We start from the raw sequence: 14,148 nt of genomic DNA, 5'->3' as shown, positions 1-14,148 counted from the left end.
GAGTCCGGAATGCCGGGGCGGATGACACCGTTGTGGCCCGAGAAGGAGAGTGATCACCATGTCCGATGTACTCATCGACCGACCCGAGCTCGAAAGCCTGGGGCAATACGAGTTCGGCTGGCACGACACCGATGCCGCCGGCGCGATCGCGCAGCGCGGGATCAACGAGGACGTGGTGCGCGGGATCTCCGCCCTCAAGTCCGAGCCCGAGTGGATGCTGAAGACGCGCCTGAAGGGCTACCAGCTCTTCGGCCGCAAGCCCATGCCCACCTGGGGTGCAGACCTGTCGGAGATCGACTTCGACAACATCAAGTACTTCGTACGCTCGACCGAGAAGCAGGCGCAGACCTGGGAAGACCTTCCGGAAGAGATCCGCAACACCTACGAGAAGCTCGGCATCCCCGAGGCCGAGCGTCAGCGCCTCGTCGCCGGCGTCGCCGCGCAGTACGAGTCCGAGGTGGTCTACCACCAGATCCGCGAGGACCTCGAGCAGCAGGGTGTCATCTTCATGGACACCGACACCGCTCTGCGCGAGCACCCCGAATTCTTCGAAGAGTACTTCGGCACCGTCATCCCCGCCGGAGACAACAAGTTCGCCGCTCTCAACACGGCGGTCTGGTCGGGCGGCTCCTTCGTCTACGTCCCCAAGGGCGTGCACGTCGAGATCCCCCTCCAGGCGTACTTCCGCATCAACACCGAGAACATGGGCCAGTTCGAGCGGACGCTGATCATCGCCGACGAGGACAGCTACGTCCACTACATCGAGGGCTGCACCGCTCCCATCTACAAGAGCGACTCGCTGCACTCGGCCGTGGTCGAGATCATCGTGAAGAAGAACGCCCGCGTTCGCTACACGACGATCCAGAACTGGTCGAACAACGTCTACAACCTCGTCACCAAGCGCGCCATCGCGCACGAGGGCGCGACCATGGAGTGGGTCGACGGCAACATCGGCTCCAAGGTCACGATGAAGTACCCCTCCATCTACCTCATGGGTGAGCACGCCAAGGGCGAGACCCTCTCGGTCGCCTTCGCCGGTCCCGGTCAGCACCAGGACGCCGGCGCGAAGATGATCCACATGGCGCCCTACACGCAGTCGTCGATCGTTTCGAAGTCGATCGCCCGTGGTGGCGGTCGGGCGGGCTACCGCGGTGAGGTCCGAGTGGATGCCAATGCGCACCACTCCGCGAACACGGTGCGTTGCGACGCCCTGCTGGTCGACACGATCTCGCGCAGCGACACCTATCCCGCGATCGACATCCGCGTCGACGACGTGCAGCTCGGCCACGAGGCCACGGTCTCCAAGGTCAGCGAAGAGCAGCTGTTCTACCTGCAGTCGCGCGGCATGCCCGAAGACGAGGCCATGGCCATGATCGTGCGCGGCTTCATCGAGCCGATCGCTCGCGAGCTGCCGATGGAATACGCGCTCGAGCTCAACAAGCTCATCGAGATGGGCATGGAAGGATCCGTAGGCTAAATGACGACTGCGACTCAGACCCCCGCAGCCGCCGCGGAGGGGCATATCGACCCCGCCGCACTCGTGGCATCCGTCGTTCCGGTGCAGACGCGCTCCGAGCGACCGACCTCGTTCGATCCGGCTGACTTCGGTGTGCCCACGGGCCGCGAGGTCAACTGGAAGCTGACGCCCATCGCCCGGCTCGCGCCGCTGTTCGTCGACGAGGCGGGCCCCTCGGGCGTTGTCTCGGTCGAGGTGAGCGCCCCCGCCGCCGTCGAGCAGCTGCGGCTGGCCGCCGGTGAGGCTCCGCGCGGCGAGCACTTCCGTCCGGAAGACCTCACCGCCGCCCTCGCCTGGCAGCACGAGGCCGAGGCGCCGCTGCTGCGTATCCCCGCGAACGTCGAGCTCGACGAGCCCGTCGTCGTCCGCCTGACCGGCACGGGCGGCCTCGCGCACGCCCACGTCGTGATCGAGGCGCAGCCGAACTCGCGCGGCACCGTGGTGCTGCGTCACGAGGGCACCGCGAACCACGCGCAGAACGTCGAGATCATCGTGCGCGACGGCGCCGACCTCACCGTCGTCTCGGTGCAGCGCTGGAACGACGACGCCGTGCACGCGGCATCCCACCAGGCCCGCGTCGACCGCGACGCCAAGCTCACGCACGTCGTGGTGAGCTTCGGCGGCGGTGTCGTGCGCGTGAACCCCTCGGTGGAGCTGTCGGGACCCGGCGCCGAGGGACGCCTGTACGGCCTGTCGTTCGCCGACGCCGGTCAGCACCTCGAGTCACAGGTCTACCTGCATCACAAGGGACCGCACACGGTCGGTGACGTGCTGTACAAGGGCGCCCTGCAGGGCGAGAGCGCGCGCAGCGTGTGGATCGGCGATGTCCTCATCGGACCGGATGCCACGGGCACCGACTCCTACGAGGCCAACCGCAACCTCGTTCTCACCGACGGTGCCCGCGCCGACTCGATCCCGAACCTCGAGATCGAGACGGGCGACATCCAGGGCGCCGGCCACGCCAGCGCCACGGGGCGTTTCGACGACGAGCAGCTGTTCTACCTGCAGGCTCGCGGCATCGCGGAAGACGAGGCTCGCCGCCTCGTCGTGCTCGGCTTCCTCAGCGAGATCGTGCAGCGCATCGGCATCCCCGAGCTCGAGATCGAGCTCATCGAGGCCATCGAGCACGAGCTGGCCGCGGGAGCCCCGGCGTGAGCGCCTCCCGCGCCTGCGCCCTCAGCGACCTCACGCAAGACGAGGCGCACCGCGTCGAGATCGACGGTGTCGCGATCGCCGTCGTCCTCGACGGCAACGGCGATGTCCACGCGATCGGCGACGTGTGCACGCACGGCGACATCTCGCTCTCCGACGGCTTCGTCGAGGGGGAGACCCTGGAGTGCTGGGCCCACGGCTCGGCGTTCTCGCTGAAGACCGGCCGCCCGCTGAACCTCCCGGCCTACGAGCCGGTTCCCGTGTACGAGGTCGTGATCGACGGAGACGACGTGCTCATCGATCCGTCCGTCACCAAGGCGACGGCCTGAGCCGCGCCCACGACCCCCAGAATTTACGAGTAAGGAACACCATGTCTGTCCTCGAGATCCGCGACCTCCACGTGACGGTCGAGACGGAGAACGGTACGACCCCGATCCTCAACGGCGTGACGCTGACCATGCGCACCGGTGAGACCCACGCGATCATGGGCCCCAACGGCTCGGGCAAGTCGACCCTGGCGTACACGATCGCCGGTCACCCCAAGTACACCGTCACGAGCGGCTCCATCACGCTCGACGGCGAGGACGTCCTCGAGATGAGCGTCGACGAGCGCGCTCGCGCGGGCCTCTTCCTGGCGATGCAGTACCCGGTCGAGATCCCCGGCGTCACCGTCACGAACTTCCTGCGCACCGCCAAGACGGCCATCGACGGCGAGGCCCCGGCGATCCGCTCGTGGACCAAAGACGTCAAGGGCGCCATGGAGAACCTCCGCATGGACCCGAAGTTCGCCTCCCGCAATGTGAACGAGGGATTCTCGGGCGGCGAGAAGAAGCGCCACGAGATCCTCCAGCTCGAGCTGCTCAAGCCGAAGATCGCCGTGCTCGACGAGACCGACTCGGGTCTCGACGTCGACGCGCTGAAGATCGTGTCCGAGGGTGTGAACCGCGCGAAGGAGCAGACCGGTCTCGGTGTGCTGCTCATCACCCACTACACGCGAATCCTGCGCTACATCCGCCCCGACTTCGTGCACGTGGTCGTCAAGGGCCGCATCGTCGAAGAGGGCGGGCCCGAGCTCGCCGACCGACTCGAAGAAGAGGGTTACGACCGCTTCCTCGAGGCCGGTACGCCGATCGACGCGTAGGATCGTTACATGACCGCAACCCTCGCTCCCGAGAAGTACGACGAGGTCACCGAGGCTCTCAAAGACGTCATGGACCCCGAACTGGGGATCAACGTCGTCGACCTCGGCCTCATCTACGATCTCGCGTGGGATGACGAGAACGACGCGCTCGTCATCCACATGACCCTCACCTCGGCCGGCTGCCCGCTGACCGACGTGCTCGAAGAGCAGACGGCCCAGGCCCTCGACAACGTCGTGGAACGCTTCCGCATCAACTGGGTGTGGATGCCGCCGTGGGGCCCCGAACGGATCACCGACGACGGTCGCGACATGATGCGCGCCCTCGGTTTCGCGATCTGAGATCCTCTCATGGACGCCCATCCCTCCGGGGGTGGGCGTTCGTGGTTCTTTGCGCGTCGTGTGTCCTCCTCTGACGCGCCGGATGCTCGGCATCCGGGGCTCTCGTTAGGCTTTTCGCATGAGCGTTCTCCCGTTGCAGGCCCTGCCGCTCGAGCTTCTGCGCCAGCGCAGCAGCACGAAGTGGCGTTCCTACGACGATGACGTGATCCCGATGTTCGTGGCCGAGACCGACTTTCCGCTCGCGCCGGCCATCACGAACGCTCTGCACCGGGCCGTCGAGATCGGTGACACGGGGTACACCCCGCCGCGACCGGGCATCGATCTCGACTTCGCCGACTTCGCCGAGCGGCAGTGGGGGTGGCGGCCGGATACGGCGCGCATCCGCTGGACGGGCGACGTGATGATGGGCGTCGTCGAGGTGCTGCGCGCGGTGACCTCGCCCGGCGACCGGGTGGTCGTGACGCCGCCGGTGTATCCGCCGTTCTACGACACCGTCGAGGAGGCGGGGGCCGTGGTCGAGCGCGTCCCGCTGGTGGACGACGGCGAACGGTGGAGTCTGGATCTCGATGGCATCGAGCGGGCGCTGGCCGGGGGCGCGCGTGCCGTGCTGCTGTGCAACCCGCACAACCCGACCGGAACCGTCCACTCGCGTGAGTCGCTCGCGGCCCTCGCGCGTCTGGCCCGGCGTTACGGCGCCAGCGTGGTCAGCGACGAGATCCACGCGCCGCTCACTCACGCCCCGGCGGTGTTCACCCCCTTCCTGGATGCCGGCGACGATGCCGCCGCGGTCGGCTACACCGTGACGAGCGCGAGCAAGACGTACAACCTCGCCGGCCTCAAGTGCGCGGTCATCGTGACGGGGGCGGAGGACACCGCCGCCGTCGTCCGCGGACTCCCGTGGGAGGTGGAGTGGCGAGCGGGGCTGTTCGGCGTCATCGCGAATCGCGCGGCGTTCTCCGTCGACAGCGACGAGTGGCTCGCGTCGCTGCTCGTGGCCCTGGATTCCAATCGCCGGCTGCTCGCCGACCTGCTCGCCGAGCATCTGCCGCTCGCGCGCTATCGCGTCCCCGAGGCGGGGTTCCTCGCGTGGGTCGACGTCTCGGCGTACGGCTGGGGCGACAACCCCGCTCCGTTCATCCGTCGCGAGGCCCAGGTGGCCCTGCATCACGGGCCGCTCTTCGGCGTCGAGGGCGTGGGGCACGTGCGCATCAACGTCGGGTGCGCGCCCGAGGTGCTGCGCGAGGCGATCGAGCGCATCGGGGGACTCGTCGATCGCGGGTAGCCCGGCGGGGGTACCTCGTCGTCGAGGCAGCGGCGTGGCATTCGAGACAAGGTAAGGGTATCCTTATCTCGTGATCACTGCCACGCGTCCCGCCTACCGCCCGTACGTCGCCGTGGTGAAGGAAGCGCGGCGACTCTCGCCGCACTTCGTGCGCGTGACGTTCACATCGCCCGACTTCGACGTCTTCGGCACCGACCGTCGCGACCAGCGCGTCAAGCTGGTCCTGCCCGGTCGGGACGGCACCGTCTGCGACATCGGACAGGAGGACCCGGACGCCATCGCCAACGGCGAGTGGTACATCCGCTGGCGCGACCTTCCTGACGAGCAGCGGATGCCGTTCCGTACCTACACCGTGCGCCGGATCGATCCCGAGGCACGCGAGCTCGACATCGACTTCGTCGTGCACCACGACGCCGGCCCCGCGGGTTCGTGGGCCGAGGCCGCGACCGTCGGCGACCAGCTCGTGGTCGTCGGGCCCGACGCGCGCAGCCCCGAGTCGGAGCAGGGGATCGACTTCCATCCCGGTACGGCTCGTCGCATCGTGCTGGCCGGCGACGAGACCGCCGCTCCGGCGATCTGCGCTGTGCTCGAGGGGCTTGAGCCGGGTCTCGAGGTCGACGCGTTCATCGAGGTGCCCGATGTCGACGACGCCCTTCCGGTGCGAAGCGGCGATGCGCGCGTCACCTGGCTTCCGCGTGGCGAACGGCCCCACGGCGAGGCGTTGATCGAGGCCATGGAGGCCTGGACCGCGGCATCCGGTGACGTTCTGGCGCGGGCGGCCGCGCCCCGCCCGCAGGTGCTCGAAGACATCGACCTCGACGTCGAGCTGCTGTGGGACAGCCCGGCCGACGCCGAGGGGGAGTTCTACGCCTGGATCGCGGGCGAATCGTCGACGGTGAAGCTGCTGCGCCGCATGCTCGTCTCTGGCTGCGGCGTCGACCGCGGGCGTGTGGCGTTCATGGGGTACTGGCGCGCGGGTCAGGTCGAGCGCACGGCGTAAGCGGCACGTTCCACGCCGAACGAGACAAGCCCCGGCCGAGGCCGGGGCTTGTCTCGTTCTCGGAGCGTCAGGCCGTCTGCGCCTGCTCCGGCTCGGCCACCGTGTGGTGCCGACCGATCGGGATGACCATGGGCCGCCCGGTCAGCGGGTCTGGTACGACGCGGCTGTCGAGGCCGAAGACGCGGCGCACGGTCTCTTCGGTGAGGACCTCGGCGGGGTCTCCGGCGGCGATGACCTCGCCCTGCGCCATGGCCACGAGGTGGTCGGCGTAACGGGCGGCGAGGTTGAGGTCGTGGAGCACCATGGCCACCGTGGTTCCGCGGTCGCGGTTGAGGTCGGCGAGCAGGTCGAGGACGTCGATCTGGTGGCTGATGTCGAGGAACGTCGTCGGCTCGTCGAGGAGCAGGACGTCGGTCTCCTGAGCGAGGGCCATCGCGATCCACACGCGCTGGCGCTGGCCGCCGCTGAGTTCGTCGACGGGGCGGTCGGCGAGGTGCGCGACGTCGGTGGCGTCGAGGGCGCGTGCCACCGCGGCGTCGTCGGCGCTCGTCCAGCGCGACAGCGCGCCCTGGTGGGGGTGGCGGCCGCGGCTGACGAGGTCGGACACGGCGATGCCGTCGGGGGCGATCGGCGACTGGGGGAGGAGCCCCAGCACTCGCGCGACCTGCTTGGTGGGCTGGCGGTGGATGGACTTGCCGTCGAGCAGCACCTGCCCCGCGGAGGGCGCGAGCAGGCGCGCCATGGCCTTGAGCAGCGTCGACTTGCCGCACGCGTTCGCGCCGACGATGGTCGTGACCTTGCCCGGCGGGATCTCCAGGTCGAGAGAGTGGACGATGGTCCGGTCTCCGTAGCCGAGGGTGACGCCCTCGGCTACCAGGGAGCGCTCGACGGTCATAGCGTGGTTCCTCCGGTTCGGCTGCTGCGAACGAGCAGGTAGATGAGATACGGCGCGCCCAGCACGCCGGTGATGACGCCCACGGGCAGACGCGTTCCGAACGCGTACTGGGCGCAGAAATCGGCCACGAGCACCAGCAGCGCGCCGAGGAGACCGGCGGGGAGCACGGGAGAGCCGACGGGGCCGAGCAGGCGTACGGCGATGGGGCCCGCCAAGAAGGACACGAAGGCGATGGGACCTGCCGCGGCGGTGCCGAAGGCCAGCAGGCCCACGGCCGCCACGATGAGCAGCAGGCGCGTGCGCTCGACGGGGAGCCCGACGGCGGCGGCGGTGTCGTCGCCCATCCGCAGGATCTCGAGGCGGCCCGACAGAGCGAGCAGGATCGGTCCGAGGATGACGACGGCTCCGGCGACCGGGAGGGCGCGGTCCCACGTGGCGTCGTTGAGGTTTCCGGTGATCCAGCGCATCGCGGCGGGAAGGTCCCACTCGGCGGCGCGAGAGATGACGTAGGACACGACCGCCTGGCACATCGCGGCGACGCCGATGCCGATGAGGATCAGCCGCGCACCGGACCCGCCCTTGCGGTAGGCGAGGAGGTAGATCGACAGGGCGACGGCGAGGGCCGCGGCCATCGCGACGACCGAGACGGCGGTCTCGCCCCACCCCAGCACGACGATGCCGAAGACAGCCGCGGCGCTCGCGCCGGTGTTGATGCCGATCACGTCAGGGCTGGCGAGGGCGTTACGCAGCATCGACTGGAAGACGACACCGCCCATGCCGAAGCAGAGTCCCGTGAGAAGGCCGGTCAGCGCGCGGGGAAGGCGCAGTTCGCCGACCGTGAACGAGGCGCCGGCCACCCGTTGTCCGCTCAGCACGCCCCATACCTCGGCGGGGGTGTAGAAGGTCTGGCCGATCATGAGCGACAGGGCGAAGGCGACGACGACCGCGATCGCGAGGACGACCGTGACGAGCGTCCAACGGTGACGGCGACGGCGGCGGCCGGCGACGACGGATGCCAGCGCATCGGGCACGACGCTCGCGGTGGCCACCCGTGGGGAGGTGTGCGTGCTCACAGGGCCCTCATCTTCTGGCGACGAACGAGGGCGATGAAGAAGGAGGGCGCCGATCAGCGCGGTCACGATGCCGACCTCGATCTCTTCGGGGCGGGCGATGACGCGCCCCACGATGTCGGACACGGTGAGCAGGATGCCCCCGCCGGCGGCCGAGACGGGGAGCAGCCAGCGATGGTCGACCCCCACGAGCAGGCGGCAGATGTGCGGGACGACGAGACCGACGAAGCCGATCGGACCGGCCACGGCCGTCGCGGCGCCGCACAGGATGACCGCCCCTGCCGAGGCGACGAGGCGCGCCGTGCGGACGCGAGCGCCGAGACCCGCGGCGAGCTCGTCGCCGAGAGCGAGGGTGTTCAGGGCCGATGCGCTCGCGAGGCAGACGAGGAGGCCCAACAGAAGGAAGGGCAGTACCTGCAGGATCGTGTCGGGGGTGGCGCCTCCCACGCCGCCGATCTGCCAGAAGCGGAAGACGTTCATGACGTTGATGCGGGGGAGCAGAATAGCGCTGATCAGCGAGCTGAACGCGACGGCAGTGACGGCTCCGGCGAGAGCCAGGCGCAGGGGCGTGGGTCCGCCGCGACCGAGCGACCCGATCGCGTAGACGAAGACGGCGGCCGCGGCCGCGCCGATCATGCCGGTCCAGATGTAGCCGGATGCCGAGCTGAGGCCGAAGAACGCGATGCCCGAGACGATCGCGAGCGACGCACCGCCGTTGATCCCGAGGATCTGCGGGTCGGCGAGAGGGTTGCGCGTGGCGCCCTGGAGTACGGCCCCGGCCACGGCGAGGGCGGCACCGACGAGCATGGCGAGGATGGTGCGCGGGACGCGCTTGCCGACCGCGGCGGCCGACGCGGTGTCGGTCGAGCCGGCGAGGCCGGCCCAGATGTCGGCGGGTGCGACGTCACGGGCTCCGAAGGTCACGGACAGCACGGCGACGACGGCCAGGGCCGCGGCGAACAGGACGACCCAGAGCACGCGTCGCCGCCCCCGTCGACGCGGGTCTGCGTCGACGGGGGCGGTCGATGCCGGGGCGAGACGAGTCATCGCGCCGGTGCGGGGGAGAGCGCGATCACTTGCCGGCCTTGTCGGCCGCCGCGCCCACGAGGCCGATGAAGTCGTCGCCGTACGAGGTGCCGATCGACAGCGGGCTGGGGTTGCCCGCCGCGGCGATCGAGGTGTTGTCGGTGAGCAGTGCGACGGCACCGCTCTTGATGGCGGGGATGCGCGACCACAGCGGGTCGGCCTGCAACTGGGTCAGGAGCGCCGGGGTTCCGTAACCGACGATGACGTCGACGTCGGCGAAGGACTCGATGTTCTCGGTGCTCTGCGTGAACCAGAACGTCTCGCTGTCCTTGCTCGCGGTCTCGACGGCCGACGAGGGGGTCATACCGAGCTCGGAGAGGTACAGCGCGCGGGGGTCCTTGAGCGAGTAGAAGCCGACGGTGCTCAGGTCGGTCGGGTCGAGCGAGGTGAACAGCGTCTTCTTGCCGGCGAGGGCGGGGTACTTCGCCGACTCGTCGGTCACGTGCTTCTCGAGGTCGCCGATCAGCTGCTCCGCCTGCTCTTCGCGGCCGAGGGCTTTGGCATCCGCCAGCGTCATCTGCTGCCAGGAGGTGCCCCACGCGATCTCGGGGAACGCCACGACGGGGGCGATCTTGCTCAGCGTGTCGTACTGCTCCTGCGTCATGCCGGAGTAGGCGCCGAGGATCACGTCGGGCTTGGCGTCGGCGATCGCTTCGTAGTCGAAACCGTCGGTCTCATCCATGAGCGTGGGCGTCTGCGCACCGAGCTCGTCGAGCTTGTCCTTGACCCAGGGCAGCAGGCCGTCGCCGTCTTCGTCGCCCCAGGTGACCTTGGGCATGGCGACCGGGACGACGCCGAGGGCGAGCGCCGCCTCCTGGTTGCCCCAGCTGACGGTGACGACGCGCTGCGGCTCCGCCTCGATCGTGGTCTCGCCGAAGGCGTGGTCGATCGTGACGGGGAAGGAACCCGATGCCGACGTCGACGAACCTTCCTGGCCGCCCGGCGCGGCTGAGGTACCGGCGCAGCCGGTGAGGACGAGGGCGGTACCGACGGCGAGGGCCGCCAGAGCGCGGAATCGGGACACGAAGAGCCTCCTGCGTATTAAGTAAGGATAGGCTTAGGTTAGTTCAGGGATCGGGTGAGAACGCAAACTCAGAGGGTGATGGACCGGGGGATTCGTCTCGGTATCGAGGTAATCTCGACCGCCGTTCCGACGTGTCCGCTGCGCCACGTCGGTAACCCGCCCACGACGAGATAGCGGGCTGTCGGCGGGCATGCAGGGGTGCGTCTTATACTGGGTGGCTGGCCATGTCGGCCACTCCCCATCCCCGAAGAACGGACGTTCGCTGTGCTCGCCGTGCACGACCTCGAGATCCGCGTGGGTGCCCGCGTGCTCATGTCCGACGTGGCGTTCCGCGTCTCCGACGGCGACAAGATCGGCCTCGTCGGGCGTAATGGCGCCGGCAAGACGACGCTGACCAAGGTGCTCGCCGGAGACCTGCTGCCCGCCAACGGCGGCGTCGACCGCTCGGGTGAACTCGGTTACCTGCCGCAGGACCCGCGCTCGGGCGACCCCGAGATGCTGGCGCGCACCCGCATCCTCGACGCCCGCGGCCTGGGCTCGCTCGCCCTCGGCATGCACGAGGCGTCGATGGCGATGGGTGACGACGACCCCGCCGTCGCCGCGAAGGCCATGAAGAAGTACGCGAACTTCACCGAGCGCTTCGAGGCGGCCGGCGGATACGCGGCCGAGGCCGAGGCGGCATCCATCGCCCACAACCTCTCGCTTCCCGACCGCATCCTCGATCAGCCGCTGAAGACCCTCTCGGGTGGTCAGCGTCGCCGCATCGAGCTCGCGCGCATCCTCTTCTCCGACGCGCAGACGATGATCCTCGACGAGCCGACCAACCACCTCGACGCCGACAGTGTCGTGTGGCTGCGCGAATTCCTCAAGGGCTACAAGGGCGGGCTCATCGTGATCTCGCACGACGTCGAGCTCGTCGGCGAGACCGTCAACCGCGTCTTCTACCTGGATGCCAATCGCCAGGTCATCGACGTCTACAACATGAACTGGAAGAACTACCTGCGCCAGCGGGTGGCCGACGAGGAGCGTCGCAAGAAGGAGCGCGTCAACGTCGAGAAGAAGGCCACGGCGCTGCAGCTGCAGGCCGCACGCTTCGGCGCCAAGGCCTCGAAGGCCGCAGCCGCGCACCAGATGGTCGCGCGCGCCGAGAAGATGCTCTCGGGCCTCGACGAGGTGCGTGCCGAAGAGCGCGTCGCGAAGCTGCGGTTCCCCAAGCCCGCGCCCTGCGGCAAGACGCCGCTCATGGCCTCGGGCCTGTCGAAGTCGTACGGTTCGCTCGAGATCTTCACCGACGTCGACCTCGCTATCGACCGCGGCTCGCGCGTGGTCATCCTGGGGCTGAACGGTGCGGGAAAGACCACGCTGCTGCGTATTCTCGCCGGAGTCGACCAGCCCGACACCGGTCAGCTCGAGCCCGGGCACGGCCTGAAGATCGGCTACTACGCCCAGGAGCACGAGAATCTCGACGTGAACCGCTCGGTGCTCGAGAACATGATGTCGTCGGCCCCGCACATTACCGCGACCGAGGCCCGCAAGGTGCTGGGATCATTCCTTTTCGTCGGCGACGACGTGTTGAAGCCCGCCGGGGTCCTCTCGGGTGGCGAGAAGACGCGTCTGTCGCTCGCGACGCTCGTCGTCTCGTCGGCCAACATGCTGTTGCTCGACGAGCCCACGAACAACCTCGACCCCGCCTCGCGCGAGGAGATCCTCGGCGCGCTGTCGCACTACGAGGGCGCCGTCGTGCTCGTCTCGCACGACGAGGGCGCCGTCGAGGCGCTGAACCCCGAGCGCGTGCTGATCCTGCCCGACGGTGTCGAGGACATCTGGGGTCGCGACTACGCAGATCTGATCACACTGGCGTAGCGGGTCGCGAAGGGCCGCGGTGCGTGGCACCATCGCCGAGTGACCCGTCAAGAGATTCCTGAAGACGTCAGGGCGATCGTCTTCGATGTCGGCGAGACGCTGGTGGACGAAACGCGTCTGTGGGGTGCCTGGGAATCCGCCCGTCCCGCGCTCAGCGGGCGTCGAGCAGGGCGTCCTCGTCGTCGGCGTCGCGGTCCTTCGGGCGCTTGCGCGAGCGGTGCAGGGCGACCGGGTCGACGCGACGGCGCTCACCGGAGGGCTTCTCGGGTGAGGGGAGGGGTTCGACCAGCGCGTCCTCGTCGTCCTCGTCTTCGTCCTCTTCGCGGCGGAGCTTGCGCTCGTTGATGATCACGTAGGTGATGAAACCGAAGCCCATCACGGCGAAGAGGATCCACTGCACCGCGTACGAGAGGTACGGTCCGGGGTCGTTGCTCGGTGGATCGACCGGGGCGGGGGCGGTCGCGGGAGCGGGGGATTCGGACATGAGCAGGCCGTACGCGCCCTGCTCGATGGGGCCGGTCTGCTCCTCCACGAGTCCGAGATTGATGGTGGGTACCTGACCCGCCTCGGCGGTGCGACCCGAGGTCGGGGCGGCCTCTTCGGGGCGCAGACGGACCTCGACGGTCACGTCGCCGGAGGGCGGCGCGGGGATGTCGTCGGGTTCCGACTGCTGGTTGCCCGGGGGGAGCCAACCGCGGTCCACGAGGAACGTGCGGCCGTCGTCGAGTCGGAACGGCACGAGTTGTTCGAAGGCCGCCGAGCCCCCGTGCGCGCGGTTGCGGACCAGCAGCTGCTCGTCGGCGAGGTACTGCCCCTGCATGCGCACGGGACGCCACTCGTCTCCCGGGTTCATCTCGGCGCCGGGGGCGAGCAACTCCGCGAGGGGGACCGGGGTCGCGTCGTAGTTGTCGGCGACGAGCTGCAGTTGCTCGCTGCGCTCGGCGTTGCGCGAGAACTGCCAGTTCGAGAGGAACCCGCAGGCGATCGCGAAGAGGATCGCGATACCGACGTAGATCGCCCAGCGCCCGGCCGCGGGCATCTCACGCGCGCTCATCGCGGGCACCTCTCGATGCGCACGTTCATCTCGACCGAACAGACCACGTCTTCCAGGGTACGTCCGACGGCAGGGCGTTCACGCGCGATCGCTCGAGAGGGCGGCGACCTCGACGGGGAAGTCGCGGGCGCTGAGGAACTCGCGCAGATAGGCGACGTGCTCGTCGCAGGCGACCCAGGTCTTGCGGCGGTCGGCCGCGTGGATGCGCGGGTTGCGCCAGTGGATCGCCCAGACGGCGGCTTCTCGGCATCCGGCCCGCGAGCATTCGGCGGGCTCGTCGCTCACGAGCGGTCGTCGCGCGGAGGGTCGAGGCGCGGGGTCTCGGCGATACGGATGACGAGCGGGCCCTCGGCAGCGGCTGCGGGAGCGGGGGCGGCCGAGGGAGCTTCGATGGCGCGCTCGGGGTTGATCGCCTCGGTGGAGCCTTGGTCGGCGCCGACGTTGGCGACGATGACGGCGAGGTAGGGCAGGAAGATCGCTCCGGCCGCGAACACGAAGGTGTACCAGCCGTAGGGAGTGATGACGGCCATCGCGATGAAGCACGCGATGCGGATCCCCATCATCACCATGTACTTGGTGAAACGGGAATCGGCGTCCTCCCTCGGTGCCTTGGGGAGCGACGTCGCGGACTGAGCGGTGTGCGATGTCTTCACAGTGGTATCAGGGTACGCCCGTGGGGATGACACAGGGTGCGCTCTCGCGCCGACTCCTCGACGTCGTGACAAG

General features: G+C 69.0%; 14 protein-coding genes and 1 pseudogene. 8 read left to right on the top strand and 7 right to left on the bottom strand.

Annotated elements, in window-relative coordinates; genetic code table 11:
- Positions 1-58: 58 nt before the first annotated feature.
- The 7 genes from sufB (at position 59) to QE454_RS14960 (ending at position 6,430) form a co-directional block, all read left to right on the top strand.
- Positions 59-1,477: a Fe-S cluster assembly protein SufB gene (sufB, locus tag QE454_RS14990; protein ID WP_094734162.1), complete on the top strand. Its 1,419-nt coding sequence runs from the start codon at positions 59-61 to the stop codon at positions 1,475-1,477.
- On the top strand, positions 1,478-2,671 hold the full coding sequence (gene sufD, locus QE454_RS14985) for a Fe-S cluster assembly protein SufD (RefSeq protein ID WP_210076624.1): 1,194 nt from the start codon (positions 1,478-1,480) through the stop codon (positions 2,669-2,671).
- Positions 2,668-2,997 carry a non-heme iron oxygenase ferredoxin subunit gene (locus QE454_RS14980; RefSeq protein WP_115918788.1) on the top strand — a complete coding sequence of 110 codons (330 nt, stop codon included), beginning with the start codon at positions 2,668-2,670 and terminating at the stop codon, positions 2,995-2,997. The genes sufD and QE454_RS14980 overlap by 4 nt, the downstream gene beginning before the upstream one ends.
- Before the next feature lie 41 nt (positions 2,998-3,038).
- Complete coding sequence (sufC, locus tag QE454_RS14975) at positions 3,039-3,809, top strand: Fe-S cluster assembly ATPase SufC (RefSeq protein ID WP_307460089.1); 771 nt, start codon at positions 3,039-3,041, stop codon at positions 3,807-3,809.
- A 9-nt stretch (positions 3,810-3,818) separates the two neighbouring features.
- Positions 3,819-4,148, top strand: coding sequence for a metal-sulfur cluster assembly factor (locus tag QE454_RS14970; RefSeq protein ID WP_056232125.1), 330 nt, complete (start codon positions 3,819-3,821; stop codon positions 4,146-4,148).
- 118 nt (positions 4,149-4,266) lie between these two features.
- Positions 4,267-5,430 carry a MalY/PatB family protein gene (locus QE454_RS14965; RefSeq protein ID WP_307460094.1) on the top strand — a complete coding sequence of 388 codons (1,164 nt, stop codon included), beginning with the start codon at positions 4,267-4,269 and terminating at the stop codon, positions 5,428-5,430.
- Positions 5,431-5,500: 70 nt separating this feature from the next.
- Entirely contained in the window at positions 5,501-6,430 is a 930-nt protein-coding gene (locus QE454_RS14960) for a siderophore-interacting protein (RefSeq protein ID WP_307460097.1), read from the top strand.
- 67 nt (positions 6,431-6,497) lie between these two features.
- Here the strand turns inward: QE454_RS14960 and QE454_RS14955 are convergent, their stop codons facing one another.
- From QE454_RS14955 to QE454_RS14940, 4 genes and pseudogenes are all read right to left on the bottom strand, one after another.
- A complete protein-coding gene (locus tag QE454_RS14955) occupies positions 6,498-7,325 on the bottom strand; it encodes an ABC transporter ATP-binding protein (protein WP_267787451.1) in 828 nt (275 codons plus the stop codon).
- On the bottom strand, positions 7,322-8,374 hold the full coding sequence (locus QE454_RS14950) for an iron chelate uptake ABC transporter family permease subunit (RefSeq protein WP_267789419.1): 1,053 nt from the start codon (positions 8,372-8,374) through the stop codon (positions 7,322-7,324). Before QE454_RS14950 ends, QE454_RS14955 begins: the two co-directional genes overlap by 4 nt.
- 20 nt (positions 8,375-8,394) lie before the next feature.
- A pseudogene (locus QE454_RS14945) lies at positions 8,395-9,442 on the bottom strand (FecCD family ABC transporter permease).
- A 25-nt stretch (positions 9,443-9,467) separates the two neighbouring features.
- Positions 9,468-10,505 carry an iron-siderophore ABC transporter substrate-binding protein gene (locus QE454_RS14940; protein WP_210076614.1) on the bottom strand — a complete coding sequence of 346 codons (1,038 nt, stop codon included), beginning with the start codon at positions 10,503-10,505 and terminating at the stop codon, positions 9,468-9,470.
- A gap of 264 nt (positions 10,506-10,769) precedes the next feature.
- On the opposite strand from QE454_RS14940, the gene QE454_RS14935 reads away from it, so the two are divergent.
- The gene (locus tag QE454_RS14935; protein ID WP_210076612.1) at positions 10,770-12,368 is read left to right on the top strand and encodes an ABC-F family ATP-binding cassette domain-containing protein; all 1,599 of its coding nucleotides are present in this window, start codon (positions 10,770-10,772) and stop codon (positions 12,366-12,368) included.
- Between the two features lie 151 nt (positions 12,369-12,519).
- Here the strand turns inward: QE454_RS14935 and QE454_RS14930 are convergent, their stop codons facing one another.
- From QE454_RS14930 to QE454_RS14920, 3 genes are all read right to left on the bottom strand, one after another.
- A complete protein-coding gene (locus QE454_RS14930) occupies positions 12,520-13,422 on the bottom strand; it encodes an SURF1 family protein (RefSeq protein WP_307460106.1) in 903 nt (300 codons plus the stop codon).
- Positions 13,423-13,500: 78 nt separating this feature from the next.
- On the bottom strand, positions 13,501-13,707 hold the full coding sequence (locus QE454_RS14925; protein WP_210076610.1) for a hypothetical protein: 207 nt from the start codon (positions 13,705-13,707) through the stop codon (positions 13,501-13,503).
- Entirely contained in the window at positions 13,704-14,075 is a 372-nt protein-coding gene (locus QE454_RS14920; protein ID WP_210076608.1) for a DUF3099 domain-containing protein, read from the bottom strand. Before QE454_RS14920 ends, QE454_RS14925 begins: the two co-directional genes overlap by 4 nt.
- Positions 14,076-14,148 lie beyond the last annotated feature (73 nt).

Source organism: Microbacterium sp. SORGH_AS_0454 (assembly GCF_031453395.1).
Lineage (GTDB): Bacteria > Actinomycetota > Actinomycetes > Actinomycetales > Microbacteriaceae > Microbacterium.
This window is presented reverse-complemented; position numbering and strand designations above follow the sequence as displayed.

Bases quoted from the DNA above. Each gene is read 5' to 3' on its own strand.
- sufB (WP_094734162.1), top strand. From the start codon at position 59: ATGTCCGATGTACTCATCGACCGACCCGAGCTCGAAAGCCTGGGGCAA.
- sufD (WP_210076624.1), top strand. From the start codon at position 1,478: ATGACGACTGCGACTCAGACCCCCGCAGCCGCCGCGGAGGGGCATATC.
- sufC (WP_307460089.1), top strand. From the start codon at position 3,039: ATGTCTGTCCTCGAGATCCGCGACCTCCACGTGACGGTCGAGACGGAG.
- QE454_RS14970 (WP_056232125.1), top strand. From the start codon at position 3,819: ATGACCGCAACCCTCGCTCCCGAGAAGTACGACGAGGTCACCGAGGCT.
- QE454_RS14965 (WP_307460094.1), top strand. From the start codon at position 4,267: ATGAGCGTTCTCCCGTTGCAGGCCCTGCCGCTCGAGCTTCTGCGCCAG.
- QE454_RS14955 (WP_267787451.1), bottom strand. From the start codon at position 7,325: ATGACCGTCGAGCGCTCCCTGGTAGCCGAGGGCGTCACCCTCGGCTAC.
- QE454_RS14930 (WP_307460106.1), bottom strand. From the start codon at position 13,422: ATGAGCGCGCGTGAGATGCCCGCGGCCGGGCGCTGGGCGATCTACGTC.